Source organism: Micromonospora sp. NPDC048894 (assembly GCF_040649765.1).
Lineage (GTDB): Bacteria > Actinomycetota > Actinomycetes > Mycobacteriales > Micromonosporaceae > Micromonospora > Micromonospora antibiotica.
Window position 1 is genome coordinate 526703 of sequence record NZ_JBEZFY010000001.1, and the last position, 25740, is coordinate 552442.

Annotated in this window: 29 protein-coding genes and 3 pseudogenes; 12 read left to right on the forward strand and 20 right to left on the reverse strand. The window is 70.6% G+C overall.

The genetic code is table 11. From position 1 onward, the window contains the following. Positions 1–327 precede the first annotated feature (327 nt). The 13 genes from AB0C22_RS02465 to AB0C22_RS02525 all read right to left on the reverse strand — a co-directional run bounded on the left by AB0C22_RS02465 (position 328) and on the right by AB0C22_RS02525 (position 9050). On the reverse strand, positions 328–1599 hold the full coding sequence (locus AB0C22_RS02465) for a site-specific integrase (protein ID WP_357533040.1): 1272 nt from the start codon (positions 1597–1599) through the stop codon (positions 328–330). After that, entirely contained in the window at positions 1599–1874 is a 276-nt protein-coding gene (locus AB0C22_RS02470) for a helix-turn-helix domain-containing protein (RefSeq protein ID WP_357533042.1), read from the reverse strand. The genes AB0C22_RS02465 and AB0C22_RS02470 overlap by 1 nt, the downstream gene beginning before the upstream one ends. Beyond that, entirely contained in the window at positions 1871–3691 is a 1821-nt protein-coding gene (locus tag AB0C22_RS02475; protein ID WP_357533044.1) for a replication initiator, read from the reverse strand. Before AB0C22_RS02475 ends, AB0C22_RS02470 begins: the two co-directional genes overlap by 4 nt. Beyond that, the gene (locus tag AB0C22_RS02480) at positions 3691–3960 is read right to left on the reverse strand and encodes a hypothetical protein (protein WP_281901144.1); all 270 of its coding nucleotides are present in this window, start codon (positions 3958–3960) and stop codon (positions 3691–3693) included. Before AB0C22_RS02480 ends, AB0C22_RS02475 begins: the two co-directional genes overlap by 1 nt. Further along, on the reverse strand, positions 3957–4694 hold the full coding sequence (locus AB0C22_RS02485; protein ID WP_357533047.1) for a hypothetical protein: 738 nt from the start codon (positions 4692–4694) through the stop codon (positions 3957–3959). The genes AB0C22_RS02480 and AB0C22_RS02485 overlap by 4 nt, the downstream gene beginning before the upstream one ends. Then, complete coding sequence (locus AB0C22_RS02490; RefSeq protein WP_281901140.1) at positions 4694–5038, reverse strand: RRQRL motif-containing zinc-binding protein; 345 nt, start codon at positions 5036–5038, stop codon at positions 4694–4696. Before AB0C22_RS02490 ends, AB0C22_RS02485 begins: the two co-directional genes overlap by 1 nt. Further along, a complete protein-coding gene (locus tag AB0C22_RS02495) occupies positions 5035–5334 on the reverse strand; it encodes a hypothetical protein (protein ID WP_194823647.1) in 300 nt (99 codons plus the stop codon). Before AB0C22_RS02495 ends, AB0C22_RS02490 begins: the two co-directional genes overlap by 4 nt. Further along, positions 5331–5771 carry a DUF6197 family protein gene (locus AB0C22_RS02500; RefSeq protein WP_357533050.1) on the reverse strand — a complete coding sequence of 147 codons (441 nt, stop codon included), beginning with the start codon at positions 5769–5771 and terminating at the stop codon, positions 5331–5333. Before AB0C22_RS02500 ends, AB0C22_RS02495 begins: the two co-directional genes overlap by 4 nt. Before the next feature lie 86 nt (positions 5772–5857). Next, on the reverse strand, positions 5858–6067 hold the full coding sequence (locus tag AB0C22_RS02505; protein ID WP_357533052.1) for a hypothetical protein: 210 nt from the start codon (positions 6065–6067) through the stop codon (positions 5858–5860). Beyond that, positions 6064–6930, reverse strand: coding sequence for an FtsK/SpoIIIE domain-containing protein (locus AB0C22_RS02510; protein ID WP_208566250.1), 867 nt, complete (start codon positions 6928–6930; stop codon positions 6064–6066). The genes AB0C22_RS02505 and AB0C22_RS02510 overlap by 4 nt, the downstream gene beginning before the upstream one ends. A gap of 89 nt (positions 6931–7019) precedes the next feature. Continuing rightward, positions 7020–7949 carry a hypothetical protein gene (locus AB0C22_RS02515; RefSeq protein WP_357533054.1) on the reverse strand — a complete coding sequence of 310 codons (930 nt, stop codon included), beginning with the start codon at positions 7947–7949 and terminating at the stop codon, positions 7020–7022. 118 nt (positions 7950–8067) lie between these two features. Beyond that, entirely contained in the window at positions 8068–8478 is a 411-nt protein-coding gene (locus AB0C22_RS02520) for a DUF3307 domain-containing protein (protein WP_357533056.1), read from the reverse strand. Between the two features lie 251 nt (positions 8479–8729). Then, positions 8730–9050, reverse strand: coding sequence for a hypothetical protein (locus AB0C22_RS02525; RefSeq protein WP_204958695.1), 321 nt, complete (start codon positions 9048–9050; stop codon positions 8730–8732). A 179-nt stretch (positions 9051–9229) separates the two neighbouring features. On the opposite strand from AB0C22_RS02525, the gene AB0C22_RS02530 reads away from it, so the two are divergent. Together AB0C22_RS02530 and AB0C22_RS02535 are read left to right on the forward strand one after the other, a co-directional pair. Beyond that, positions 9230–9988 carry an XRE family transcriptional regulator gene (locus tag AB0C22_RS02530; protein WP_088643450.1) on the forward strand — a complete coding sequence of 253 codons (759 nt, stop codon included), beginning with the start codon at positions 9230–9232 and terminating at the stop codon, positions 9986–9988. Positions 9989–9992: 4 nt separating this feature from the next. Beyond that, the gene (locus AB0C22_RS02535) at positions 9993–10463 is read left to right on the forward strand and encodes an NUDIX domain-containing protein (RefSeq protein ID WP_281901124.1); all 471 of its coding nucleotides are present in this window, start codon (positions 9993–9995) and stop codon (positions 10461–10463) included. Here AB0C22_RS02535 and AB0C22_RS02540 read toward each other — a convergent pair. The 3 genes from AB0C22_RS02540 to AB0C22_RS02550 all read right to left on the reverse strand — a co-directional run bounded on the left by AB0C22_RS02540 (position 10451) and on the right by AB0C22_RS02550 (position 13040). After that, positions 10451–11017, reverse strand: a complete 567-nt coding sequence (locus AB0C22_RS02540) for an HD domain-containing protein (protein ID WP_357533059.1) — start codon at positions 11015–11017, stop codon at positions 10451–10453. The two genes, AB0C22_RS02535 and AB0C22_RS02540, sit on opposite strands and share 13 nt — an antisense overlap. A 640-nt stretch (positions 11018–11657) precedes the next feature. After that, positions 11658–12401: a hypothetical protein gene (locus AB0C22_RS02545; protein WP_357533061.1), complete on the reverse strand. Its 744-nt coding sequence runs from the start codon at positions 12399–12401 to the stop codon at positions 11658–11660. Between the two features lie 297 nt (positions 12402–12698). Continuing rightward, positions 12699–13040 (reverse strand): hypothetical protein, encoded by a 342-nt coding sequence (locus tag AB0C22_RS02550; protein ID WP_357533063.1) that lies wholly within the window; start codon positions 13038–13040, stop codon positions 12699–12701. A gap of 502 nt (positions 13041–13542) precedes the next feature. On the opposite strand from AB0C22_RS02550, the gene AB0C22_RS02555 reads away from it, so the two are divergent. Continuing rightward, positions 13543–13914 carry a hypothetical protein gene (locus AB0C22_RS02555; protein ID WP_357533065.1) on the forward strand — a complete coding sequence of 124 codons (372 nt, stop codon included), beginning with the start codon at positions 13543–13545 and terminating at the stop codon, positions 13912–13914. Between the two features lie 490 nt (positions 13915–14404). On the opposite strand, the gene AB0C22_RS02560 is transcribed toward AB0C22_RS02555, so the two are convergent. Beyond that, positions 14405–15241, reverse strand: a complete 837-nt coding sequence (locus AB0C22_RS02560) for a hypothetical protein (RefSeq protein ID WP_357533067.1) — start codon at positions 15239–15241, stop codon at positions 14405–14407. A 433-nt stretch (positions 15242–15674) separates the two neighbouring features. Between AB0C22_RS02560 and ssd the strand changes: the two genes are divergently transcribed. From ssd to AB0C22_RS02595, 7 genes and pseudogenes are all read left to right on the forward strand, one after another. Further along, complete coding sequence (gene ssd, locus AB0C22_RS02565) at positions 15675–16778, forward strand: septum site-determining protein Ssd (RefSeq protein ID WP_357533069.1); 1104 nt, start codon at positions 15675–15677, stop codon at positions 16776–16778. Continuing rightward, positions 16775–17980, forward strand: coding sequence for a TadA family conjugal transfer-associated ATPase (locus AB0C22_RS02570; RefSeq protein ID WP_357533071.1), 1206 nt, complete (start codon positions 16775–16777; stop codon positions 17978–17980). The genes ssd and AB0C22_RS02570 overlap by 4 nt, the downstream gene beginning before the upstream one ends. 686 nt (positions 17981–18666) lie before the next feature. Further along, positions 18667–18987: pseudogene (locus AB0C22_RS02575) on the forward strand (hypothetical protein); the annotation flags it as partial. Then, positions 18987–19712 (forward strand): type II secretion system F family protein, encoded by a 726-nt coding sequence (locus AB0C22_RS02580; RefSeq protein WP_357533073.1) that lies wholly within the window; start codon positions 18987–18989, stop codon positions 19710–19712. The pseudogene AB0C22_RS02575 and the gene AB0C22_RS02580, both read left to right, overlap by 1 nt. A gap of 27 nt (positions 19713–19739) precedes the next feature. After that, positions 19740–19919, forward strand: coding sequence for a DUF4244 domain-containing protein (locus AB0C22_RS02585; RefSeq protein ID WP_091244508.1), 180 nt, complete (start codon positions 19740–19742; stop codon positions 19917–19919). Continuing rightward, the gene (locus AB0C22_RS02590; protein WP_357533075.1) at positions 19916–20299 is read left to right on the forward strand and encodes a TadE family type IV pilus minor pilin; all 384 of its coding nucleotides are present in this window, start codon (positions 19916–19918) and stop codon (positions 20297–20299) included. The genes AB0C22_RS02585 and AB0C22_RS02590 overlap by 4 nt, the downstream gene beginning before the upstream one ends. A gap of 80 nt (positions 20300–20379) precedes the next feature. Further along, positions 20380–20724: pseudogene (locus AB0C22_RS02595) on the forward strand (Rv3654c family TadE-like protein); the annotation flags it as partial. Between the two features lie 224 nt (positions 20725–20948). Here AB0C22_RS02595 and AB0C22_RS02600 read toward each other — a convergent pair. The 3 genes and pseudogenes from AB0C22_RS02600 to AB0C22_RS02610 all read right to left on the reverse strand — a co-directional run. After that, positions 20949–21527 carry a hypothetical protein gene (locus AB0C22_RS02600; RefSeq protein ID WP_357533077.1) on the reverse strand — a complete coding sequence of 193 codons (579 nt, stop codon included), beginning with the start codon at positions 21525–21527 and terminating at the stop codon, positions 20949–20951. A 190-nt stretch (positions 21528–21717) separates the two neighbouring features. Continuing rightward, complete coding sequence (locus AB0C22_RS02605) at positions 21718–21921, reverse strand: hypothetical protein (RefSeq protein ID WP_208565553.1); 204 nt, start codon at positions 21919–21921, stop codon at positions 21718–21720. 414 nt (positions 21922–22335) lie between these two features. After that, positions 22336–24681: pseudogene (locus AB0C22_RS02610) on the reverse strand (DEAD/DEAH box helicase); the annotation flags it as partial. Between the two features lie 132 nt (positions 24682–24813). Here AB0C22_RS02610 and AB0C22_RS02615 point away from each other — a divergent pair. Together AB0C22_RS02615 and AB0C22_RS02620 are read left to right on the forward strand one after the other, a co-directional pair. Further along, the gene (locus AB0C22_RS02615) at positions 24814–25170 is read left to right on the forward strand and encodes an STAS domain-containing protein (protein ID WP_219465953.1); all 357 of its coding nucleotides are present in this window, start codon (positions 24814–24816) and stop codon (positions 25168–25170) included. After that, positions 25167–25604, forward strand: a complete 438-nt coding sequence (locus AB0C22_RS02620; RefSeq protein ID WP_091244524.1) for an ATP-binding protein — start codon at positions 25167–25169, stop codon at positions 25602–25604. Before AB0C22_RS02615 ends, AB0C22_RS02620 begins: the two co-directional genes overlap by 4 nt. Positions 25605–25740: the final 136 nt, after the last annotated feature.

Consider the following 25740-nt stretch of genomic DNA (forward strand, 5'->3'; position numbering starts at 1 on the left):
TCGGCGGGTGCCCCGGGGTCAATACCCCACTCGACCTGCGGGAGTACCCGGGCCGCGAATGCTCAACGTGACCGCAGTCACACTCTGCGGTAATAATTTCGCAGGGAGTGGGGTCAACAACACTCGACGTGAACAGTCTGCTCGGGCAGACTTGTCCGCACGACAACGATTCACGTCCCCGAAAGCTGACAGACCCTCGGCGGTCGCACCCCCCCCGTGACCGCCGGGCCGGTTCGGCTCAACCCCCCCGGAGCCGAACCATTCGACGACCCCCGTCTCCCCCCGACGGGGGTCGTCCCTTTCCAGGTGGGAGCGCTCCGGCGCAGGTCACAGGTCGTCATCTTCCTTGTCGAGGTGGTGCCCCGATGGCATTTCCTCGGCCGGAGGCAGCAGAAAGGCAGCGGAGCCGTCGAACGCCTCCAGGACGCGCGCCGCGTAGTCGTCCGGGGTGTGGGTGTACCGGTTGAGCGTTGTCGACGCCTGTTCGTGTCCCATGACCCGCTGCACCAGGTTGATCGGGACACCGTCGGTGACCAGCCAGGTGGCGTAGGCGTGCCGCAGGTCGTGGAACCGCATCCCGCCGGCAGCCTTGGCCGCGACCTGGGCGACCGCTTCCCGCTCGGTGGTGAACTCGGCCGACCACTCGACGCCTTCCTGATCGGTCCAGACCGCGCGGTACCGGTGCGGGCCGGTGGCGACGACCTGGCCGAGCAGTCCGGCGCGGACCAACGACGGCAGCCAGACCCGACGCCGGAAGTTCGACCGCCGCAGCGGACGTCCCACCCGGTCACGGAAGACCAACGTGCGCGGGTCCGGGTCGTCGACGGCGGCCCGCAGCTCGCGGAGCGCGGCCAGCAGGAAGCCGGGTAGCGGAATGGTCCGGACCCCGGCGCGACTCTTCGGATACGGACGCAGCATGATCCCGCCGTGGGTCTCCTCGGCCACCTGGACCACACGCAGCGATGCCCGGTCGAGGTCGACCGACGACCACGTCAGCCCGGCGCACTCACCCCAGCGCAGCCCAGCCCCGGCGGCGGTGGAGACGATCGCCCGGTGCCGGGGTGGCACGGCGGGCAGCAGCCGACCGAGGAAATCTTCCCGGCTGATCGTGACCGGCTTGACGTCGCGGGACCGGTCGCGTGGCAGCTTCACGCCCTCGGCCGGGTTGGTGGCGATCAGCCGTGCCTGAACCGCCGTCCGGAGGATCATCGAGAGGAGTTGGTAGCACTTAGCCACGGTGGTGGGGGCGAGATCCCGACCCAGGCCGCTCACCCACTCCTGCACCGACATGAAGTCGACTTTGCCGAGTGGCCAGTCACCCCACTTCGGCAGGAGATGCGTGCGGAGCATGGAGACGGTCCGCTCGGTGGTGCGCGCCTCCACGGTCCGGGTGGCGAGCCACTGCTGAGCGAAGTCACCGAAGCGGGTACGGCCGGCATGCGGGTTGACGTAGGTCCCCCGGTTGAGGCTCCCTTCGACCTCGGTGAGGTAGACGCTGGCCTCCCGCTTGGTGCGGAAGCTCTTGGACTTCTGCCCGCCGGCAGGATCACGCCAGCAGGCGCGGTAGGTGCCGGCCGGAGTCTTGCGGACGAAGCCCATCAGCGCCTCCGCCCGTGCTCGGTGCCGGTGGCGGCGGCCGGTTCCTCAGTAACGCCGTCGAGCCAGGCGTGGAAGCGGGCGCGAGGAATCAGCCAGCGACCACCCAGGCGGGTCGCCGGAATCGAACCGTCCCGGACGAGGGCGTACGTACTGCCCAGCGAGATGCCCAGCAGCTTGGCGACCTCCCGGACGGTGTAGGTGACCGGCCCGACGACGGTCGACCCGGTGCGCGGGACGAGCCGGATGACGGGATTCGGTCGGGCGGTGGTGCTCATGACTGATGACCTCCCCAGGTCTGTTCGGATCGGGCGGCAGCCGGCGCGATGCCGGCCGGGGTGGTGCCGAGTTCGTGGGCGAGTTCTTCGCGGCCGGTGGCTTGTCGTTCCCGGGCCATGGCGGCGGCGGTGTTGGCGAGGAGGGCGTCACCGGTGGTGTGCCAGCCGACGCCGGCGAAGGTGAGGGTGCCGACGATCAGGGTGGTGTCGTCGTGCTCGTCGACGAGCTGGCCGCCGGTCGGGTGCGCGTGGTCCTGGTCCTCGTGCTGCCGGTGGTGGCGGCGGGTGTCGCGCAGGAGTTGGAAGGTGACGGAATACCGCCGGGCCTTGGTGAGGAAGTGGCCGCCGAAACCGAGCATGTGCGCCCAGCGACGCAGGCGGGCGTAGGGGTTGGTCGTCGGTCTGTTGGCCGGTTTGGTGTCAAGGGCGGCTTGACGGTGTGCGACGCAGACGGGGCAGGCGGCGTATCGGGTGTGGGTGCCGCAGTCGGGGCATTCCCAGCGGTCGACGAAGCCGGGCCGGGGCCGGTGGTCGCGGGGCCGTTGCGAGAGGGGCACGGGGGTGCCGGTGGGTCGGCCGATGCGCCAGCAGGCGTCGATGAGGCGGGCGGTGTGGTCGCCGTCGGGGTCGGCGTGGTCGCCGATGGTGTCGGCGGTGAGTCTGACGGAGCGGTGCCCGGTTACCTCGGTGCTCTTGGTGGCGTACTTGGCAAGGTAGCCGGCAACCATGCTGTCGGTGACCTCGCCGTGCCCGTTCAGCGTGATGGGTCGGATGTCGAGCTGTTCGCCCCAGGCGATCGGCCAGCCGTCGGGCCGGTCGGGGTGGGTGGGGGTGGTGAACGCGACCTGAGCGGCGGCGTGCCGGAGCGCGTCGACGAGGTCGGTGACGGTGAACGCGGTCGGTGGTGGGACGACGGCGGCGGGGTCGTCGGGGTCGACGCCGTCGAGGCGGACGAGGGCGTGGAAGTGGACCGCTCCGCGTGCCTGGAACTCGGCGGCCTTGCCGTGGGACAGCCGCACGGGCGGGACGGTGCGGGTGTTGCCGGCGGCGGTGACGACCTGGACGCGGGGGATGCCGCGGTGGCGGGCGAGTTTGGCGAGGTGTCGTTCCGCGGCTTGCTTGGTGCGGTGCCACAGCTCGCCCGAGAAGAGGTTCCAGACGGCCTGGTGGTCGTGGTCGTAGCAGTCCAGGCACAGCGGTTGACCGAGTGCGGCGTCACCGGGTTCGTGTCGTGCCCAGCAGGCGGCGGGGCGGCCGTGGGGGCAGCGGCCGGCGGTGGGGTCGGTGGCACGGCGGGCGTGGCAGGGGTCGGGACGGCAGTCGCAGCGTTTGCGGTTCCGGCAGGTGTGTTTGCGGACCGCCCGGACGTGGACTGGTCCGAACGACGGGGCGGTGAAGGTGGGGAACACGGCCGGATGTCGGGTGACGGTGTCGGGTACGCCCTTGCCGCCGACGAGGCCGGCGCGCAGGAGTTGGTAGGCGTCGCGTTGGTAGGTGTGGGCGCAGGAGGGGCAGACGGTGGCGCGTCGGTTGCCGCAGGCGGTGTAGATGACCGCGTCGGGCATGGTGTCGGTGTGCCGCTGGTCGAGGACCCGGCCGGTGGTGTGGTCGACGGTGTGGAGGCTGCCGGCGAGGCGGATGGGTCGGGTGCAGCCGGCGGCGGCGCGGACGTGCTCGATCCAGCCGAAGTAGTCGGGTCGGGTGGCGCGTTCGAAGGCGGAACCGGCTGCGGTGTAGCCGTAGATGGGTGGGACGTCGGCGTTCGAGCCCACCCCCCGGGCCGAAGCGCGGGGGGTGAGGTCCAGCGTCGAGCCCATCAGGCCGCGTTCCCGTCGTTGGGGGTGCGGGTGGTGATGGTGCGTTCGGTGACGATGACCCGGCAGGCGCCGCATTGGCGCTTGGCCGGTTCGTGCCGGTGGCAGGGGATGCGGGTGGTCTGTTCGCCGCAGCGGACGGTGACCGGTGCCCGGCAGGGTCCGCCGGGGATGACGTCGACGACGGTGCGCCGGATGTCGTACGGGTGCCCGTCGGGGTGGACGGGGCAGGCGTGGATGACGTGTTCGATTTCGACGACGTGGATGGTCATCGGGCACCCCCGGCCAGGGTGGTGAGGAGCTGCCCGGCGACGGCCGGGGTGACGTCGAGCCGGTCGGCCAGCTCGTCCGGGGTGATGGGTGCTCCAGTGTTCTGCTCGTGCTGGACGGCGGCGAAGCGAGCCATGGGCAGCAGGTGGGTAGGGACGTCGACCGGCTTCGGTGCCGGCATGGCGACGGGTTCCGTCGCGGTGGGTCGGGTGTCCGGGAGTGGCTCCGGGTCGGTGGTGATGGCGGCCGGCGGTGCCGGCTCGGTGGTGACCTGCTCGGTCACCTGGACGTGAATCGGCTCGGACGGCTTGGCGGCCGACGGAATGGCTTCGGTGCTGGCGGGTGCCGGGGCGAGGACGAGTTTCACCAGGGCCATGAAGGCCAGGGCGGGTACGGCGGACAGGAGCCACCCGGAGATGCCCGGCTTGGCGACCGCGAGTTGTGCGGCGAGGGAGAGGCCGGCGGCGGCGATGAGCAGGAACAGCGGGTAGCCGATGGAAGCGCCGAGCCGGCGGCGTCGGCGGATGGTCAGTAGGCAGGCGATGGGGACGAGTTCGGAGATGACGGCGTTGGCCCAGCCGAACCATTGCCCGGTGCCGGTGGGGGAGTTGGCGAGGGTCCAGTCCTTGACATGGGTGAACGAGGCGGCCCCGGCGAAGCCGGCGACGGCGATGAGGATGAGGACCAGGACGACACCCTCCACACGGGTGCCGGCAGTCGAGGTCTTCGCGGGCATCAGTGGCCTCCGTGGCAGTCGAGGCAGCAGCCGTAGCGGCGGGGGATGTAGTAGGGCTGCACCAGGCCGCAGACGGCACAGGTGCGGCGGGCGCGGAGCGCTTTGGCGATGGCCTCCCGCTGGGCGGGCGTGGCGGTCCGCTTCGGCTTGGCGAGATCGAGACGGTAGAGGTAGGCGACCCGCTTACCGCGACGCCAGAGGACCTGGCAGACGGGCTCCTGTCCGGCGGGCCGGAGGCCGGCGGCGCGCAGTTGCCGCCGGGTAGCAAGGCCGTCGGGGGCCATCCGGTACGGATAGGTGGGCAGGCCGTAGCGGCTGCCGGTCGGGTCGTAGAAGACGGTCATGAGCGGTCTGCCCAACGCTGTTGGGCGGCCTGGCGGGAGATGCCGAGGCGGGAGCCGATCTCGGCCCAGGAGTAGCCGAAGGCCCGCAGGCCGATGACGGCGTCACCGATGGCCCGGTCGAGGTCGGCGGAGAGGGCGACGAGGTCGCGGAGTGCTTCGACGTCGCCGGTGGCGACGCGTCGGCCGTGTGCGCGGATGATGCGCCGGGTGAAGGCGGCGAACTGGTCGTTCTCGACGACCTCCCGACGCTTCTGAGCCGGGACGGATGGCGTCAAGGACGCCTTGACGGTGCTCACCGGTTCTCACCTCCGGCGGTGTGGAGGCGGTCCCACTCGGTGGCGGCGGCCTCAAGGGCGGTGACGACCTGCTCGGCGGTGCGGGTCGGGTCGTCGTTCCAGGAGTAGGGGGAGGTGTGTTCGTCGAGGAGGTAGCCGTCCTCGTCGACGAAGAACACGGGCGCGGTGGCGTCGAGGTGGTCGACGAGCACGTCGAGGGTGGTGACGTAGTCGGCGATGGTGTCGCCATCGAGCTGGGCGAACTGCTCGACCGGGCGACCGGCGCAGGCGATGCGGATAGCCCCGGCGGCGCAGGCCGGCGGGGTGGGGATGTTGGTGGTGGGGGCGTAGTAGGTGCCCTGGTGCCAGCCGTGCCGGCGTAGGTAGAGGGCAGCCATCCGGAGCAGGTCAGCAGGGGTGACCGTTCCGGTGGTGGGTGGGTTCTGGGTAGCCTTCACGGCAGCCACGTCCTTTCAGAAGGGCTTGGTGGGAGGTCGGCGGAACCGGTCTGCTTTCCAGGGCTTGAGCCGGTTCCGTCGGCCGTTCAGCGGGTGCGTAGCCGCAGGTGGCGGCGGAATCGGGTGGGGTCGTCGGCCAGCGGCACGGGCGCGGAGGCGAAAGCGAGAATCCCGTGATCGGCGGCCAGCTTCAGGAGCGTGGCGAGTTCGGCGGGCGTGCCGACGACGAAGCGGTTGACGTAGCGGGTGGTCGGTCGCGGGGTGCGACGTGCGTGGATGCGCTGGAGCAGGCTCATGCGGCGGTCTCCCAGTCGACTCGGGTTCCGGTGGGTGCGGATAGGCGGGTGGGGCGACGGGTCCAGGTGGCGTAGTCGGCGATGCCGGCGATCTGGGCGTCATCGAGGTAGGCCACCTTGATGCGGCGAGGGGTGCCGCCTTCGGCGATGAGGTAGGCCGCGCCCTGGTTGGTGGGGGCGATGTCGGTGGCGGTGTAGCCCTGCTCGGCCCAGCCGTGGCCGAGGACGATGTTCGAGCTGTTGGGGGTGGTGCAGCGGAACGCGGCGCGGTAGCCGAACAGGTCCCGCAGGCTGGTGGGGATGATGTCGAACGACGGCCGCTGAGTCGCGGCGATGACGGGGATGCCGGCGGCACGTCCCCGGGCGACCAGGTCGCGGAGCAGGGCGACGAACTCTTCCTGCTCCTGCTTGCTGCCGATGGTGGCGGAGTAGAAGGCGATTTCGTCGACGAGGACGGTGATGACGGAGAGTCCGTCGAGGGCGGTGACCTTGCGACGTCCGTGGGCGCGTAGCCAGGCGTAGCGGTTGTTCATCACCGTTTGCAGGCGTCGCAGGACGTCGAGGGCGGCGGTGATGTCGGGGCCGATGAACGCGTCGGCGCAGTCCTCCCACTGCCCCAGCTCGACGAGCTTGCCGTCCAGTAGGACAAGGCGGGAGTCGACGGAGAGCGCCGCGTGGGCGGCGATGGTGTTGAGGAGGCCGGACTTGCCTCCACCGGGTTCGCCTCCGGCGAGGAGGTTGCGGTAGGCCAGGGTGATGTAGACGTGCTGGCCGAACTCGTCGATGCCGATGAAGATCGGGTCGAACATCGACAGGCCAGGCCCCACCGGAATGCCGGCGGTCGGGGCGGATGCCGTAGCCATGGGTGCCCTCCTTGGGCGTTGGTGGGCGCGGGAAGCCACACGAAGGAGCCCGTAGGGCTCCCCGCGTCCGGGTCAGGTTGGGTGCGGGATCAGAGCCAGTCGGAGAGGTCGTCGGCGTCCGACGACGGCGCGGGGGCCGGCTTGCTGCCGTTGATCGACGTGGCGGCCTGCTTCTTGGGCTGGACGGGCAGGGTGATGGTCGACGCCTGGACGTCGGGCAGGTCCAGGGCGGTGGGGATGACCGGCGTCGGCCGGTCGGTGGCCGGGGCGTCAGGGTCGATGACGTCGGCCAGGGGAGACGTGACGGTTGCGGTGAGCACCTCACGGCGCTTGATGTCGAACCGCAGGTACGCGGCGTTGCCGTCCGAGGCCCGTTCGACCAGGACGGATGAGGCGTGGCAGGTCACGGCGATCTTGTCGAGGCGGCCTTCCAGGTCCGCCAGGGACAGGCCGGGCCGCAGGTAGACCCAGACCCGTTCGCCGACCGGGGTCGGCGTGGCCCACAGGATCAGCGGGAGGGAGCCCGACTGGTTGGCGATGATGAACTGCGCGAAGCACACCCGCAGCCGGTGGCGCACGATCAGGCACCACACCCAGGCGACGACCTGACGGCGGAGGACAGGAACAGCGGCCGGGACGCCGAGGACGACGGCGACGACGGCCAGGGTGACCGGGGTCGGAGTGTGGGTGGCGAGCTGCACCCAGCCGGTGAGCAGTAGCACGGCCAGGACGATTTCGGGGGTCCACCACCAGAGCAGCCGCAGTACCGGCCAGATGCGGACCAGGAGCCAGGCCAGCGCGCCACACGGGACGCTGACGGCCGCGCCGATGAACAGCGCGATGATCGGGTGTACGTAGGCAGCGGCCACCACGGCAGCGAGTACGCCGATGATGACCGCAGTGAGGATGAACGCCATGCGGGCGTTCCGGGCCGATGACCGGTGAACCTTGGCCTCGATGACCGTCACGGTTCCGGTTGACTTCCGCCCGAACGAGCGGCGAGGGCTAGACTTGGACATGACACGTCCTCCCAAGCGATTGGGCTGGATGGGTTGGAGAGCACGGGGTCGGCAGGTGTAGGAGCCAGTACCGGCCCCGCGCTCGAAATCACTCAGGCCGCCGCAGCAGCCGATGGGCTCAGATGCAGGCGATGAGCAGTGCGGACACCCACAGGCAGGCCGCGTGCAGGGACTGATCCGCCAGGTACATGCCGCAGATCGGGGCTTGACGGTCGGCGAAGTCGGCGCTTCCGGTGTGGATGAGCAGCCACCGCACCGGCCAACGCCGGTCGAGGATGGCATGGGAGACGGCGGAGAAGCCGACACCGGCAGTGAGCCCGACAACCGTGACGGGCAGGTCGAGCGCGACGATGGCGATGGTCAACATGACCACCACCACGAGGTGATAGGCCACGATGTGGCCCAGCAGGTGACGCCAGCCGTCCCAGCCGGGAGCGGCCTTGTGGGCGGCCTGCTTGTCGGACTGGCCGAAGACGTGATCGGCCACCTGGTGGCCGGCGTAGAAGGTCGCCGCGACGACGGCGAACACGATGGCGGAAACGAGCATGACAACCACTCCCAACGACAATGGGCAGACGGGTTGGATGGCAGGCGGGGTCGGCAGGTGTAGGAGCCAGTACCGACCCCGCGCCATATTGAGAGGGCAACCGCAGTTGCCGAGGGCCGGGAGAGTAGGAGCCAGAAACGCTCCCGGAACCTTGGGCGGATCAGATCAGCGGACCGTCAGGCCGCTTCGTGCGAAGACACCAGAGGCTCACACAGCACGGTGAGCGAAGAACCTCACTTGGCCGCCGAGGCACCAGCCTTCGGCTTCAGCGAGATGGCACGGAACGCGACGCCGTTACGCCCGTTGGTCGCCCACGGAATGGCCTCCAACTGCTCGACAGCGACGAGCTGTCCCACCGTCACGCTCGGCTTCTCTCCCGCCGTGGTGATGGTGATGATCTCGCCACCGGTTTCGTCGAGCACGAAGACCTGGGTGGACCACATGAGCCGGCCAGTGTTCTTCTCCGACCGCTGGTTGCCGTTCTGGTCGTTCTTCGGCTCCGGATCCCTCGTCACCTGAACCTGCTTGCTCTGGGTGTCCACGTACAGCTTCACAACAAACCTCCTGTGTCTCGGGCCAGGTAGTGAGCTTGTCCCCGGTGGACTTTCTGCTCTTGGCCTCTGCGGTAAAGACTCCCGGAAAGCGGGGGACAACCCATCCGATGGGCTGGACGACTATGGGACGTCTCGGCTACTTTGTAGTCGTCCTAAAGTCGTCCCTTGAGGAGTGTCCGATGCCGAACGACCGGCTACGCGATGCCATCCTGCGCAACGGCCTGACTCCCGTCGCCGTAGCGGAGCGGATCGGGGTCGACGCGAAGACCGTAGAACGCTGGATCACCCAGAATCGGACGCCGTACCCGCGTCATCGGCACGCCATCGCGGCGATGGTGCGCGAAGACGTCCCGTATCTCTGGCCGGAAGCGGTGACCCCGGAACGGGCATCGAAAATCGGGCAGAGCGAAATGGTTCAGCTCTACTCCCGGCGATCCTCGGTGCCGAACGATCTGTGGCGACGACTGATCGAACGGGCCGAGCAGCGCATCGACGTACTGGCCTACGCGGGCCTATTCCTCGTGGAGCAGGACCCGATGCTTGTCGACGTCCTGCGTCAAAAGGGCCTTGACGGTGTAACGGTGAACATTCTGCTCGGTGATCCGACCAGCGCCGCAATTGAGCGAAGGAGCGTCGAGGAGGGTGCGCCTGGCGTGATGGCTGCGAAGATCCGGCAGGTTCAGGGGTACTACAAGCGGCTTGATGATGCGCCAGGGGTGAACGTGCTCTACCACGACACGACCCTCTACAACTCGATCTACCGCTTCGATGACGAGATGTTGGTCAACATGCACGTCCTCGGTTTTCCGGCGCCCCACGCGCCCGTGATGCACCTACGCAAGCTCAACGGCGGTGACCTGTTCCGCACCTACTCCGACAGCTTCGATCGAGTCGTGTTGGCCTCGAAGCGCCGACCCGGCGACGAGGTGGCAGCCTAGAGACATGGCGAGAACCGAGCACTACCACGACCCGAACGCGCCGAAGGCCAACAGCATCGTTGTCGCCGTCTCCGTTTTCGTCCGGGACGAGCAGGCCCGGGTGCTACTCATCCGGCGCACCGACAACGGTCTGTGGTCCCTGCCTGGCGGTGGCCAGGAGATCGGCGAATCGGTCGCCGAGACGGCAGTCCGGGAGACCCGCGAGGAGACCGGCATCAGTGTCGAGGTGACCGGGATGGTAGGCGTCTACTCCGACCCCGGTCACGTCATCGAGTACTCAGACGGCGAGGTACGACAGCAGTTCTCGCTCTGCTTCCGCGCCGTACCGGTCAGCGGCATCCCGACCCCGAGCGACGAGTCACACGAAGTCCGGTGGGTTGCCCGCGACGAGCTGGCCGCGCTCGACATCCACCCGTCGACCCTGCTCCGCATCACCCACGGCTACGAGGAACGTCCCGAGCCCTACATCGGCTGAGCGACGCTGCCCGCGAGCCGGCGCTGAGTCCGTTGCACGGCGGCGACCATCTCCGGTTCCGCCCGACCGATGAACCGGGTCACCAGGTGGTCTGGCCCATAACGTGACCGGATCTCCGCGAGCCGCTCCAGCACCTCGAAGTCCTGGCCGTCCGGCCCGGTCGTCATGTCCGAGAAGCAGAGTCCGTCGGTCACTGCGGATTCCTCCCGAGGGAACTCGGCGGCCAGGACCTCACCGAGCCCACGCTCCTCGGCTTCCAGCCAGGCGCAGGAGTGATGAGCCACCAGGGCGGCAATGCGCTCGTTGAACCGCTCACGCCGCAACCATCGCCCACCGTCGAGGGAGTGAAAGCCGGTGTCGACCAGGTCCGGGCTGTAGCCCACATCATGCACCCACGCCGACGCCACGAGCACCGCGCGATCCTCGGCCGGGACTGCCGCGCTGATTCGGTCCGCCTTGGCGGCCACCGCCTGGACGTGACTCCACCGACGAGGTAGCGGCGTCTCCAACAGGTGTCGCGCAACTTCCCGAGCGGTATCGACGAGGTCGGCCATCCCGCCAGGGTACGGAGCGACGCGGTCCCTGCACCATCCCGTGTCCAGTCACAGACGGCCGGGGCGGCCGGCTGCCGGCGATGTGGTTCAAACTATCTGTACGTCTTCAAGGCGGCCCTGAACGGGCCGCACGCGCCGCCGCCTGGGCGCGCGTCCGTCGCTCCGCTGGCGCTCCGACTCCGGCCACGCAACACGCCCGGCGGGCTGGCGCGGAGGGCGGGTAGCCCGGTGGGCCGCCGGCTGACGACAGGCCGTTTCCCGGTGGGGTGGTTGGGCCGGCAGCCGGCCGGGCCGCGCGGCGAGCACCGCGCGGCGGAGGGGAGCGCACGCCGGGTCCGTCGGCGGCTGCCGGGTCGGTGGTGGGGTTGCGGTTACTGCGCCTCCGGCGGGGGCGCTCCGGCTCCAGGATGGCCGGGGGTCCGTCGGCGGCTTGCGGTCCGTGGGTGGTGGCGGTGGGGAGCCATCCCGCCCACCGTCGACCCGGGCGAGCCGAGCAGACCGCCGCCCGACCCGCCAGCGTCCGTACGAGCCGTCAAGGCCGTCTTGACGTGGCGGGCCGGGCGGCGGCCCGCTCCACAGGAGTGCGGGTCGACGGCAGACGGGATGGCAGGTCCGCCTCGTAAACGACAATTGTCAACATTCAAGGAGAGATCACATTGACGAGGATGCCAATGGGTATAGACAATACGAGAAGAACGATAGTGGTGACGCGTCGAGTTGCAGAAGAAACTCCGTCTCCAGTAACTTCGAACTGCGGGAAGAACCATTCCATCGGCCCCCGCCTGGCTATCCCTGTGACCATTCCGCCGAAGGTTGCAAGTGCTGCGGAAAAGCTGGCCGCAAATGCTACGCGGCCCAAGTCGGATAAATGAAATTCTTTTGACCGATACGCAATGAGCGAGACTGTTGCAACAAGGAGGGTTGTGGCTGTGGTGAGGGCTAATATGTTTCGAAGGATTGGAGACACCTTGCCCCACCATGGAATACCCTTATCTATCTCATCCGATAGGCGGGCGTAAGTGGTTCGGGTGAAGTCTAGATCGGTGGATCTCACGTGTAGTTCCACTTCGGGAAAAAACTCGCGACCCGCAAGGTCCAACTCGATGCTGTCCTCTATTCCCACCTTCACGCGGAATGTCACACCGAGCGCGGTTCTTCTATCGAATTGCTTGATGATTGCATCGAGGGGCCCGCCGTAGTTGTCAATCCTTTCTCGCACCGACATGAATACCTCAGATTCGATAGCATCTTCCGATGAGGTAAGTCGTTTTTCCAGTCGTTCTTGCTCTACCTGCTTTAGTGCTGCTGCTAGGCGTTGGAACTGCTCAGCGTCACCTTGCCAGGCAGGCCAGCTGCGGCGTTTTTCATATGAACCCGTAGGCATTGACAGTCCTTGCAGGGGGAGTGGCTGTCTGGAGTCAAGACAGCGTACGTGCTTCAGGGCTGGCATGTCACGACGGGCTCTGCGGTATTGACCAAAATCCGACTACGTTCATGTCGGCATGACTTGCAGAAGCGCAAAGGCCGGTATCCACCTTAAGGTGGATACCGGCCTTTGGCTCCGAGCCCTATGTCGAAGTCGGTTGAAGCCCCCTCGTTGACCCCGGTGACATGCGCGATGGCTTCGTTCGCAAAGATACTGAAGCCTGGGCAGCGCCTTCGACGCAAGGACTGTGGCCCACTAAAGGAGATGGATCTCCCGCTCCTTGCCGTCCGGGCCCACTAGCTTGATCACATGTCCACTTTGGATGGACTTTTGCATGAACGCGTAAAGTTGGATCGAGCGGTTGACTGCGTCCGTCTTGCTCTCACCGGTCAGCCGGCAGGCATCCTCCAGTGCGGTCCAGGCGCGAACGATCAAGTTGACAGTGATCTTTATTGGCTTGCCGCGCCCGCTACGACCACGAGGTTCAGGCAGCATTGGCGAACCGTCTGTGATGCTGGTCGACACATCCTGCTGGGACAGTTCCTCACTGGCCGACTGACCCGACCCAGCCTTCGGAATTGTCGCTGCGCGTGTCACACCTGCTCCTTCCACCAGAGATGCCCGTCTCCCCTACGGACAAGAGCTGGCTATTGCATGGTCAGATTTCGGAATGATCATGCCTTAACCAGGCCCTTACTATGTCTCTTGCTGTCCGTACTGACAACCCCGCTTGCCCTGTAGCATCCAGGTTCTCCGTCGAGATCACAACCCACAGTGAGGTTAAGACAGCTGAAAGTAGGCGGTTTGCCGCTTTGGAAACGCCCTGACAGTGCAAAAGGTTACGGGCATCCGATCGAGCTGTGATGTACGTCACATTTTTCTCCCAGTATGGCAAGAAGCTGGGGAACGTGGGGGCTTAAAGCCAGCCCCGTGCTGGGTCTGCCGGGTGGGCGAGTATGCTACGCCAACTGGTACTTCCTGCGGTCCTGAGTGACAAAATCATGACGCTCCGCAATCCTCTCGGGGGTCACCCCTCCACCGGATGGTCCGGTACCAGTCCTGGCAATGAAGCCGAACGTGGATCTAGAAAGGCCGCGCGATGGAAGGACCGGACCGCAGCGATCCGGCGTCGATCGAGATCGACCTCACCAGGACGGAGGGGTACCCCACGGCAGGTGCTGATCTCCAGATTGCGTTGCCGCTGGTCAGCCTCCACCAGTCAGGCAAGACGTCGCCTCTGAAGGCACCTGGTGTCGAGGTATCGCTCGGCGCAGGCGCAGCGGTGGCAATCGCGCTGCTGGCGATTATCGGGGCGGTCTTCTCAGTGCTTCCCGTCGAGGTGGTCATCATCGCGGGAGTGATGGCAGTCGTTTACCTTGGCCTGTCGGCCCACATGGCACTCGGACTGGCCAGGTTGCGGCGGCGTGCGGCGAGCGGCAGTGTGGGACGGTCGTCGGAGGGTTACCCGTAGGCAGAAGGAAGGTCTCTACAAGGGGCGGCAGGCACCGAACCCTTGCCCCCATGGTCCCTGACCGGCGTGTCGGTCAGGGGCCATGGTTGCCTTGGGGGTCCGGCCGGCTGGCGAAGGGCGGCAGGCATGGGTGAGCCCAGGACCGTCAACGAGTCGTCAGACCTTGACCGAAGGCTACGAACGCGACGCGTTCGGACAGGCGCCTGATGGTCGCGAGCGTAGACAGCCAAAGCCGGGCAATGCGCATGGAGCCTGTGAGGGATACGTTGGACCTCGAACAGGCAGCAAGAGAGCAGCGCGAGCCCCGACAGTGGCCGATGTCGAACGTGTATCACCGCCGCCCTACACCTGCTTGCCGACGCGGACCGCTACCGATCGGTGTCGGGTGGCAGCTTGAGGCCGTCTCCCCCCGACGGGGGTCGTCCCTTTCCGGTGGGAGCGCTCCGCCCCGCGAACTGGTGGATCTGCGCGCCGTCGACCGGTCGGTGGCCTACCGCGCCACCGCCCTCATCGTCGTACGGGCGGGCAGGAAGCAGGCCAGGGCGCGGCCGTGCCGGTCGGTGACCACCCACGGGTGCCCCAGGTACGTCTGCTGGCGGTAGGACCGGCCGGCGTCGAGCACCTTGTACTGCCGTCGTTGGCCCTGGTAGTCGAGCCAGTAGACGACGACCTGCGAACTGCGGGCGTTGACGAACTCGACGTACGTCGAGGCTCCGTTCGAGCTGGACCGCAGCGAGTGTTCCCGGGATGCCGGCAGCGGCGTCAGTTCACCCGGTCCGGGCTGGTTGGTCGGCGGCTTCGTCGTGGGCCGGGGTGGGGTCGTCGGGGCGGGCCGGGGTGGGGTCGTCGTCGCGGCCGGGCGGGACGTCGTACCCGTGGCGGGTTGGTGTGGCTGGTGGGGCGCCGGCGCGACCGGGGCGGCGGCGCGGGTGGCGAGTGAGGCCGGCGCGGGCGCGTGTTCGGCGACCGGCGTGGGGCTCTCGACGGCCGCGAGGTCCGGGCGGTCCGCGATCCACGAGGGCGTCATCGGGAGGGCGGCGGTGTCGCGCCGCGGGCCCGACCACAACGGTGACAGGGCGAGAACGAGGCTGGCGACCAGGCCGAATGCCACTCCGGCCAGCAGTAGGGTCCGTCCGATGCCGGCGGGTTCGACGGCGTGGGCGGGCGCCGGCAGTGGGCCGGTCGGTGACCCGGTCGGGGAGGCGTCGATCAGATGCCGGCCGGCCGGGGGGACGAGATAAGGCGGCAGTGTCTGGTGGTGCCGGGGTGCCGGCAGCCAGCCACCGATGCGCAGGGTGGTGGTGGTTTCGTCGGATGAGTCGGCCATGGCCCCGGTTCCGAGAGCGGCGGATGCCACCTTCGCGGTGGCGTGCGGTCACGATTATTGACGTACGACGCCGTATGCCGTCAATCACTCGGGCGGGGTGAACAGGACATTTTTTCGCGTTCCTTCCCGCACGTCCCGGGACTGCCGGCGTCGTTCGGCCGCTCCGGCCCACCAGATGGTGTGCTGGCGGTGGCTCCGGTGCTGGTCAGGGACCTCCGGTCGGGTTCTGCGGGCGGTCGAACGGGCGGTCGGGGAGGGGCCTGCGGCCAGTCCGCCCACCAACCCGCCGGCCGGTGGTCATAGCAGATCACCTGCGGTGGCGGGGGCTGTCCACAGGCCGTCCCGTTGTCCACAGGCAAGCCGTCGCGGGCGGCACGCACCGGGGGATCCGGCGCAGGGTCTGACCCAGCACCCCCGACCGCTGGAGGCCGTGATGCCGCCCCGTACCTCCCTTCCGCCCCACCGACGACTGCCGTTGCTGGTCACCTCCGACAGTGACCTCCTCGACGAGCTGTTGCGGCTCGCCGCAGCGGGCGGCACCGAGGTGGAGGTGGCCGCCGACGCGGCTGCCGCCCGTTCCCGCTGGCTCCCCGCGCCCCTGGTGCTCGTCGGCAGCGACCAGGCCCAGGCCTGCCTGCGGGGTCGGCTGCCCCGCCGGCCCCGCACGGTGCTGGTCGGGCGGTCGGGTGAACTCGACCCGGGCTGGGAGATCGCCGAGCTGATCGGTGCCGAGCACGTCGCCGTTCTGCCCGCCGCCGAGCCCTGGCTGGTCGACCGGTTCACCGAGTGCGCGCCGGGCGGCAACCCGGCCGGCCCGGCCCGGACGGTCGCGGTGCTCGGCGGCCGGGGAGGGGCCGGTGCCAGCGTCCTCGCCGGTGGCCTGGCGGTCACCGCCGCCCGCGCCCACCTGCGGACCCTGCTGGTCGACGCGGACCCGCTCGGCGGCGGGCTCGACCTGGTGCTCGGCTGGGAGGAACTGGACGGGCTGCGCTGGCCGTCCCTCACCGACGCCGACGGCCGGGTCGACGCGCCCGCCCTGGTCCGCGCCCTGCCGCACCGGGGTGACCTGGTCGTCCTCTCCTGGGACCGGGGTGAGCCGCTGGCCCTGCCCGCGCAGGCGATGGCCGCAACCGTGGACGCGGCCCGGCGGGGTCGGGACTTCGTCGTGGTCGACCTGCCGCGCCAGCTCGACGACGCCGCAGTGATCGCGTTGCAGGCCGCCGACCAGGCGTACGTGGTGGTGCCGGCGGAGCTGCGGGCCACCGCGGCGGCGGCCCGGGTGGTCGCCGCCGCAGCCCCGCACTGCGCCACCCTGGGAGTGATCGTCCGGGGCCCCGCCCCCGGCCGGTTGCGAGCGACCGAGGTGGCTCGGGCCCTGGGGCTCCCGCTGGCCGGGACGCTGCGCCCCGAACCGGCGCTGTGCCGGGGGCTGGAACGCGGTGAGGCACCGGCCGCCGCTGGCCGTGGCCCCCTCGCCGCACTCTGCCGCCGACTGGTCACCGAGCTGACCGGGCTGCCCGTGCCGGGTGCGGCATGACCGACCGGTCCGACGGGTTCGCCGCCCGGGTCCGACAACGGATGGCCGAAGCGGCGACCCCGGTCACCCCGGCGGCGATCGTCTCCGCCGTCCGTGCCGAACCCTCCGCCGCCGTCCTCGGCGACACCGCCGTGCTGCGGATCGCCAACCGGGTGCACGACGATCTGGTGGGTGCCGGGCCGCTCGCCCCACTGCTCGAAGACCCGCAGGTCACCGACGTACTCGTCAACGGTGTCCGGGTCTGGGTCGACCGGGGCGCCGGGCTGCACCAGGTGGCGGTGCCGCTCGGCACGGTCGACGACGTACGCCGGCTGGCGCAACGGCTCACCGCTGCCGCCGGGCGTCGACTCGACGACGGCTCGCCCTACGCTGACGCGCGGCTGCCCGACGGCACCCGGCTGCACGCCGTACTGCCTCCGGTGGCGACCGACGGGCCGTACCTGTCCCTGCGGACCTTCCGGCACCGCCCGTTCACCCTCGACGAGCTGGTCCAACAGGGCACCGTGCCGCACCCGGTGGCACCGGTGCTCGCCGCGGTGGTCGCCGCCCGGCTGGCCTACCTGGTCACCGGCGGCACCGGCTCGGGCAAGACCACCCTGCTCAACACGATGCTGGGCCTGGTGCCGACGACGGAACGCATCGTGCTGGTGGAGGACGCCGCCGAGCTGCACCCGGTGCACCCGCACGTGGTCGGTCTCCAGGCCCGGACGGCCAACGTGGAGGGCGCGGGCGTGGTCGGGCTGAGCGCGCTGGTCCGGCAGGCGTTGCGGATGCGTCCCGACCGGCTGGTCGTGGGCGAGTGCCGGGGTGCGGAGGTGGTGGACCTGCTGGCCGCGCTCAACACCGGCCACGACGGCGGGGCGGGCACCCTGCACGCCAACACCCCGGCCGACGTGCCGGCCCGGTTGGAGGCCCTCGGGCTGCTCGGCGGGCTGCCCCGGGCGGCGCTGCACGCCCAGGTCGCCGCTGCGCTCCAGGTGCTGGTGCAGGTCCGTCGAGGCGCCGACGGCCGACTGCTGGAGTCGATCTGCCTACTGTTGGCGGACGGGTCGGACCGGCTGGTGACGGTGGTGCCGGCCTGGGTACGGGGCCACGGCGTCGGGCCTGCCGGGCCCGCGCTGGTCACCCTGCTGCGGGATCGGGGAGTCCCGGTGCCGTCCCTGCTGCGGGCACCCGGGTCCGGTACGGCGGGGCTGGCGTGACATCCCCGTGGTGGCTGGTCACGGCCCTCCTGGCCGGTGCGGCCCTGGTGGTCGCCTGGCCGGTAAGCCCCAACCGGCGTCGCCGCCGCCGTGTGCTCGCCACACCGCCGGGCACCCCGGCCCCTCCGGACACCCATGGCGCACCTCCGACGGTCAATCGGTGGGTCACCGGTCGAGGCCCGCTGCGGTGGCGGGCGTCCGACCGTCCGCGACGGATCATGCTGCTGGTCGGGCTCGTGGGAGCGGGTGCGGGTGGTGTCGCCGCCGGGCCGGTCGCCGCCGCTCTCCTGGCCGGATACGGGATGCTCGGGGTCCGCGCCGTGCGTCGCAGGCGGGCGGCAGGGCAGGCCAGCCGGGAGCGTCGCCGCCAACTGGACCGGCTGGGGGCGCTCGCTGCGGACCTGCGTGCTGGTCTGCCCGTTCCGACGCTCGACCGCACCGCCGCCCCATCGGGCGCGGACCGTCCGAGCGGCCCCGGCCGACCGGTGGCCGGGCCGGCTCCGCTGACCGCCCCCCGCCTGCTCGGCACCGACCCCGGACCCGCTACCGATCATGGCGTCGGTACGGGCACACCGGTGGGCCTGCTGTCAGTGTCCCGGTCGGGCGACGGACTCCCGGGCCGGGGAAGCCGCTCGGGCACGACGACGGATGATCCGGCCGGGACGGACCGGCTCGAACGGTTGGCTCGGGCGGCGGTCCGACTCGCCGACCGGACGGGGGCACCCCTGGCCGACCTCCTCGAACGGGTCGAGGCCGACGCGCGGGCGTTCGACCGGGGAATGGCCGCCGCGGCCGCCCAGGCGGCGGGTGCCAACGCCACCGCGCTGCTGCTGGCCGCGCTTCCACTCGGTGGTGTCGCCCTCGGCTACGGCATCGGCGTCGACCCACTGGCGGTGCTGCTGCACACCCCGGTGGGTGCCGGGTGCGCGCTGACCGCGATGGGTCTCCAGGTCGGCGGGTTGCTCTGGGCCGAGCGGCTGGGTGCCACGCCGGGTGGCGGCGGCTGATGTCACCGGCGAACGTGTCAGCCGGTTGCCTGGTCACGGCCGCGCTGCTGGTCATGGTGCGTGGCAACCGGGCCGGCCGGAGGTGGGACGTACTGACCGGCCGGCGGACCGGCAGACGCCGGCCAGGCTGGTGGCCCGACCGGGTACGGCTCGGAGCCGCCCTGGCGGGGCTGGCGGTCCTACTGCTGGCCGGCGGTTGGGTCGGAGCCCTGGGCGGGGCACTGACCGCGCTGACGGCGGACCGGATGCTCCGCCGGATCGAACCACCTGCCGTTCGCAAGAGCCGGTCACGGGAGACCGCCGACCTGCCACTCGCCGCCGACCTGCTGGCAGCAGCCATGCGAGCGGGTGCACCGGTGGACCGCTCGGTGCTCGCGGTGGCCGATGCTCTGGACGGTCCACTGGCGGTCCGGCTCGGACGGATCGGGCGGACCCTGCTGCTCGGCGGCGAGCCAGCGGAGGCGTGGGCACACCTCACGCCGGTGCCCGGGGCCGACCGGATGGTCGGTGCCGCGCTGCGCTCTTCCCGCAGCGGTGCGGCGCTGGCCGGTGCCCTGACCCGCGTCGCCGACGACCTTCGGGCCGACCGGTCCACGGCGGCGGAGGCGTCCGCCCGACGGGCCGGCGTGCTGATCGTGCTGCCGCTGGGCCTGTGCTTCCTGCCGGCCTTCATTCTCGCCGGCCTGGTGCCGGTGATCGTCGCCGTCCTCGGCGACGTGCTGTGACCCCTCATCGAGAAAGGGAAACGACAGATGCGCAAACTTCTCCGCCGGCTCCACACCCGGCTGCGCGGCGACGCGGGGATGAACACCGCCGAGTACGCCGTGGGCACCCTCGCCGCCGTCGCCTTCGCCGGCATCCTGCTCAAGGTGCTCACCTCGGGCAACGTGCAGTCGGCCCTGACGGCCGTGATCGATCGGGCGTTGAAGTGAGACCGCGCCGGCCGGCCGGTCGGGACCGGGGTTCGTTCACCGCCGAACTGGCGGCCGGCCTGCCGGCGCTGCTCGTGCTCCTGTTCGCCGGGCTCACCGCCGTCGACGCGGTCACCACGAAGGCGACCTGCCTGGACGCGGCCCGGGAGGCGGCGCTCGCCGCCGCCCGGGGCGGGGACGGCACCGACACGGGCACCCGGATCGCACCCGAGGCTGCGGTCGTCTCGATCTCGGTGCAGGCGGACCGGGTCACCGTGACGGTGCGGGCCCCCGTCCGGGCGCTCGGGGCCCGGCTGCCACGGCTGACCGTCGAGGCCAGCACGGTCGCCGCCATCGAACCGGGCCTGCCGGCTTCGGGCCTGCCGGGCACCGGCTCGTGATCCGCGCCTGCCGGACCGTCCGCGTCCCGGGCACCGCCGAGGCCACCGCCAGGGAGCATGCGCCGGTCCGCTCTGACCGCGCGTCGGAGCGGGGCGGGGCGACCGTGCTGTTGCTCGCCGTCGGCATGGTCTTCGTGCTGGTCGGGGGGTTCGGGGCGGCGATCGGCGCAGCCCGGCTGGCACGGCACCAGGCCCGGGTCGGTGCCGACTTCGGGGCGCTGGCCGGGGCCGGTCAGGTGTGGCAGGGGGCCGGGCCGGCTTGTGCGACCGCCGACGAGTTCGTCCGCGCCAACGCCGCCCGGCTGGTCGCCTGTCAGGTGGACGGGCTCGACGTGGTGGTGACGGTCGAGGTGGCGGTCACCCCGCTGCCGGGACTGCGGCGGTTCGCCACCGTCACCGCCCGCGCCGGACCGGTGCGCGGCTGACCGCCGCACGCCGGTGCGGCAACCCGTCTCCGGCTGCCGTGCCCGAGCACGGCGCGGCAGCCGGAAGGCGGGTTCCGGAGGTCCCGGCGAGACGTCGACGCCGTGGAGGCGAGCCGGGCGACGGCCGTCCCGGGCCGTACGGCGGCGAGCCGAGACCGGGCCGGCCGGTGGCGAGCCGAGACCGGGCCGGCCGGTGGCGAGCCGAGACCGGGCCGGCCGGTGGCTCAGCGGCCCTGGAGTGCGTCCAGGCCGATCGCCATGGCGATCACCAGCCGCCGGTCGATCTGCGGGTGCGACACCTCGACGACGTAACGGTCCCGCAGCCCCCACTTCTTGATCACGGAGAAGACCGACTGGCCACCCGCGATGAAATCGAAGTGGTAGGGCAGCCACGACAGCGAGTCGACGAACCGGCGCAGCAGCGCCACCGGCATGCTGCGTTCCTGACCGGTGATCTGCGGCAGGCCGGCCTGCTCGACGTGCCAGGTCGAGCGGAGCAGGGACTGGGCGAAGTCCTTGCGGAACAGCCCGATCGGCGTGCCGGCGTGGTCGGTCACGTCGTACGTGGCACCGAGGTCGAGCCGCTGCCGGGCCTTGAAACCGAGCAGGGGGTGCTGCTTGGAGTCGTCGGTGTAGATGGTGACCTGCTCCTTGAAGGCGAGCCGCTTCTGCTGCGCGAACGCCAACAACTCGCCCTCGGTGCCGTCCGCCGCCACGGCCCGGACCTCGTACTGGTTGACCATCATCCGGATCCGCTGTCGGACGTGGAACTGGTGCTGCGCCTGCAAACTGTCTAGCTGCATGAAAACTCCTCCGAAGGGTGCGCCGGAGTCTCGCACAACCCCACGGTCAGCGCCCGCCACCAGGCACCAGGCAGCAGCCGGCGATCACCACCGTCAGTGCCAGCCAGCAATCAGCGATCACCACCGTCAGTAGTGAGCCTCGCCGTCGTCAGTGGTGAGCCTCGCCGTCGTCAGCGGTGAGCGGTCGCCGTCAACGCCCCTCGGCGGTCGCCTTGAGCGCCCAGGTGTTGAGCACCTGGTGGATGCCCCGCAGTCGTTCGTTGATCTGGTCCAGGCGTTCCGCCTGCGCCAGGCTGGCCAGTGCGGCACCCAGCGCGATCAACTGGTCCGGGGTGAGATTGTCCTGGTCGATGGTGTAGAGCAGGTCGACGGTCTCGGCGATGGTGTCGGCCACGGCTTCTCCTCCAAAGGGGGAAGAACGGCAGGGTCGGCGGTGGGGCTGCACTCCCCATTATCGATGGAAGCGCTCCCATGCATCAATGCCCACTTGTCCTCCGGCTCAAGCACGATCACGGGCCGGAATCGCACCGCACCCGCAGCAACCGCCGACCGCGCCGCGCTACCGCTCGGCGGAGGCCCGCTGGGCAGCAGCGGGAGCGGGAGCCGGCTGGGCAGCAGCCGGTTGGGCGGGAGCTGGCTGGGCGGGAGCCGGTTGGACGGGAGCTGGCTGGGCGGGAGCTGGCTGGGCGGGAGCCGGTTGGGCAGCAGCCGGGGCGGGAGCCGGTTCGGCGGGAGTCGGCTGGGCGGGAGCCGGTGGGACAGGAACCAGCGGGGCAGGGGTGGGCTGGGTGGGGACGGGCATCCCGGTGGGGAGGTTGGTCAGGACCACGTCGAGGACCCGGACCGCATCCGGCTTGGACAGCGGGTTGTTGCCGTTGCCGCACTTGGGGGACTGGACGCAGGACGGGCAGCCCGACTCGCAGCCGCACTCGACGATGGCGTCCCGGGTGGCGCCCAGCCAGGCCGCTGCCGTCCGGTAGGCCCGCTCGGCGAAGCCGGCCCCGCCGGGGTGACCGTCGTAGACGAACACGGTGGGCGCCTCGGTGTCCGGGTGTAGGGCGGTGGACAGCCCGCCGATGTCCCACCGGTCGCAGGTGGCCATCAGCGGCAGCAACCCGATCGCGGCGTGTTCGGCGGCGTGCAGGGCCCCCGGCACGTCCGCCGGCTCGACCCCGGCCGCCGCCAGCGACTGTGGGGAGAGCGTGAACCAGACCGCGACGGTCCGTAGCTCCCGGGCGGGCAGGTCCAGCGGGCGGGTGTCGATGACCTCGCCGGAGGCGATCCGGCGACGCTGGTAGGAGACCACCTGGCTGGTCACGTCCACCTCACCGAGGAAGAGCCCGACCGGCCCGGCGTCCCGGTAGGAGCGGACCGACACCACCGAGAGCGAGGTGACGTCCCGGGCGTGGGTGGACCAGTCCGGCTCCTCGGCGTGCACCAGCGCGCACCCGTCGTCGAGGTCCAACGCGTCGACCACGTACGAGACGCCCTGGTGCAGGTAGACAGCCCCGGGGTGGACGAGGAAGTGCGCCGACCCGCCGTCGACGGTGCCGAGCAGCCGGCCGGTGGACGCCTCCACCACGCAGACCGGCGCCCCGCCCTGGCCACGCAGGTCGACCTCGGGGCGTTCCCGGTGCCGCCAGTACCAGCCGGTGGGCCGCTGCCGCAGGTCACCGGCCCGCACCAACTCGTCGACGGCCTCCTTCGCCCCCTCGCCGAACAGGTCCAGGTCGGTAGGGGTGAGCGGGGACTCGGCGGCGGCGCAGGCGAGCTGCGGGGTGAGCACGTACGGGTTGGCCGGGTCGAGCACCGTTGCCTCGACGGGCCGGCCGAACAGGGCCTCCGGGTGGTGCACCAGGTAGGTGTCGAGCGGGTCGTCCCGGGCCACCAGCACGGCGAGCGCCTCGTCGCCGGAGCGGCCGGCCCGGCCGGCCTGCTGCCACAGCGACGCCCGGGTGCCCGGCCAGCCGCAGATCAGCACCGCGTCCAGCCCGACCAGGTCGACGCCGAGCTCCAGCGCGTTGGTGGACGCCAGCCCGAGCAGCTCACCGTGGAGCAGGGCCCGTTCCAGCTCCCGGCGTTCCTCGCGCAGGTAGCCGGCCCGGTAGGCGGCGACCCGTTCGCCGAGGCCGGGCACCGCCTCGTCCAGGGCCCGTCGGGCGTTCGCGGCGACGACCTCCGCGCCGCGTCGGGACCGGACGAAGGCGAGCGTGCGTACCCCCTCGGCGACAGTGTCGGCGAGCAGGTCGGCGGTCTCCCGCAGCGCCGACCGGCGGACCTGGGTCAGGTCGTCGGCGACGGCCTCGACGTCGGTGTTCGGCGGCAGCAGCGGCGGTTCCCAGAGCGCGAAGGTGACCCCGCCGCGCGGCGAGGTGTCCTCGGTGACGGCGGTGACCGGCAGGCCGGTGAGCCGCCCGGCGGTCGCCGCCGGGTCGCCCGACGTGGCCGAGGCCAGCAGGAACACGGGGGTACGGCCGAACTGGTCGCACCGGCGGCGTAGCCGACGCAGCACGTGCGCCACGTGGGAGCCGAAGACGCCCCGGTAGGTGTGGCACTCGTCGACGATCACGTACGTCAGCCGGCGCAGGAACCCAGACCAGTGCGCGTGCCCGGGGAGGATGCCGTGGTGCAGCATGTCCGGGTTGGTGAGTACGAACCGGGAGTGCCGGCGGATCCACTCCCGTTCGGTGCGCGGGGTGTCGCCGTCGTAGCAGGCGGGGCGTACCCCGTCGAGGTCGAGGCCGGCGACGGCGCGCAGCTGGTCGGCGGCGAGGGCCTTGGTGGGGGCCAGGTAGAGCACCGTGGCCCGGGGGTCGGCGAGCAGGGTGGCCAGCGCCGGGAGCTGGTACGCCAGGGACTTTCCGGACGCCGTGCCGGTGGCGACCACCACGTGCTGCCCGGCGTACGCCAGCTCGGCGGCCTCGGCCTGGTGCCGCCAGGGGGCGGTGACGCCGCGTCGGGCGAACGCCGACCGTAGTTCCTCGGGTGCCCACTGCGGCCAGGGCGCCTGTTGCCCGGCGCGGGCCGGCACCCGCTCGACGTGGGTGACCGGGTCGGCCCGGTGCCGGGTGCGCAGCCGGTGCAGCAGCTCGGCGGGCCCTCGCCCGGTGCCGGGGCCTGCGGTAGCGGTGGCTGCGGGGTTCACGTCCTGCACTCTCGCACTGGTGTTCGGTGCTGAACAACCGGCCCGGTGGGTATGGAGGAGCCGCCGCCGGTGACCTCGCCGGGCCGTCCGGCGGGGATGGTTAGATGCCCAGGAGAGTTTACGGCTCTCGGAGGAGGACTGATGGAGCTGTCGCTGGCGACCCGCACCGTGGGGGAGCACACGGTGCTCGAGGTCGGCGGTGAGGTGGACGTCTACACCGCACCACGACTGCGCGAACGGCTCCTGGAGTTGATCGACGGCGGCGCCCGGCAGGTCGTGGTCGACCTGGGCCGGGTGGACTTTCTCGACTCCACGGGCCTGGGGGTGCTGGTCGGCGCCCTCAAGCGGCTGCGTTCGGCCGGGGGGTCGTTCGCCCTGGTCTGCGACAAGGAGCCGCTGCTGAAGATCTTCCGGATCACCGCCCTGGACCAGGTCTTCCCCCTGCATCCGACGGTCGACGCGGCGATCGCCGCCGACCCCACCGGCTCCGGCACGTGATGGCGACGGTCCGGCTCTCCTTCTCGCCGGCCCCGGTGCACGTGCGTACCGCCCGCCTGGTCGGTGTCGCGGTGGCCCGTCGGGCCGGGGTTCGGGAGGATCTGCTCGACGAGGTGCGGTTGGCCATCGGTGAGGCGTGCACCCGGGCGGTCGCCCTGCACCACCAGTACGGGTTGGCCGATCCGGTGCTGGTGGAGATGTCCGACTCCGGAGCGTATTCGGTGCGGGTGGTGGACCGGGCGCCGATCGAGGCGGGGCTGGGCCTGGCCGCGTTGAACGCCGACGAGTTGGCCAACGAGGCGTTGACCGACGAGGCCCTGACCACCGGGGTGGGCTTCGCGTTGCTCGCTGGTTTCGTGGAGGATCTCCAGGTCCGTCCGGTGGCCGAGGGCGTCGGGACCGAGGTCCGGATGGTGTGGCCGGTCGGCCGCTGATCGACACTCTGCGTACATGAGGCGGTGACCCTTGGTGGGTCACCGCCTCCTACTGTTGATGGCCTCCTATATCAGATTTTTCCTCATAACACAGTTACGGAGATCATCCGGACACGGTGTCCCCCAGGTGTGACCT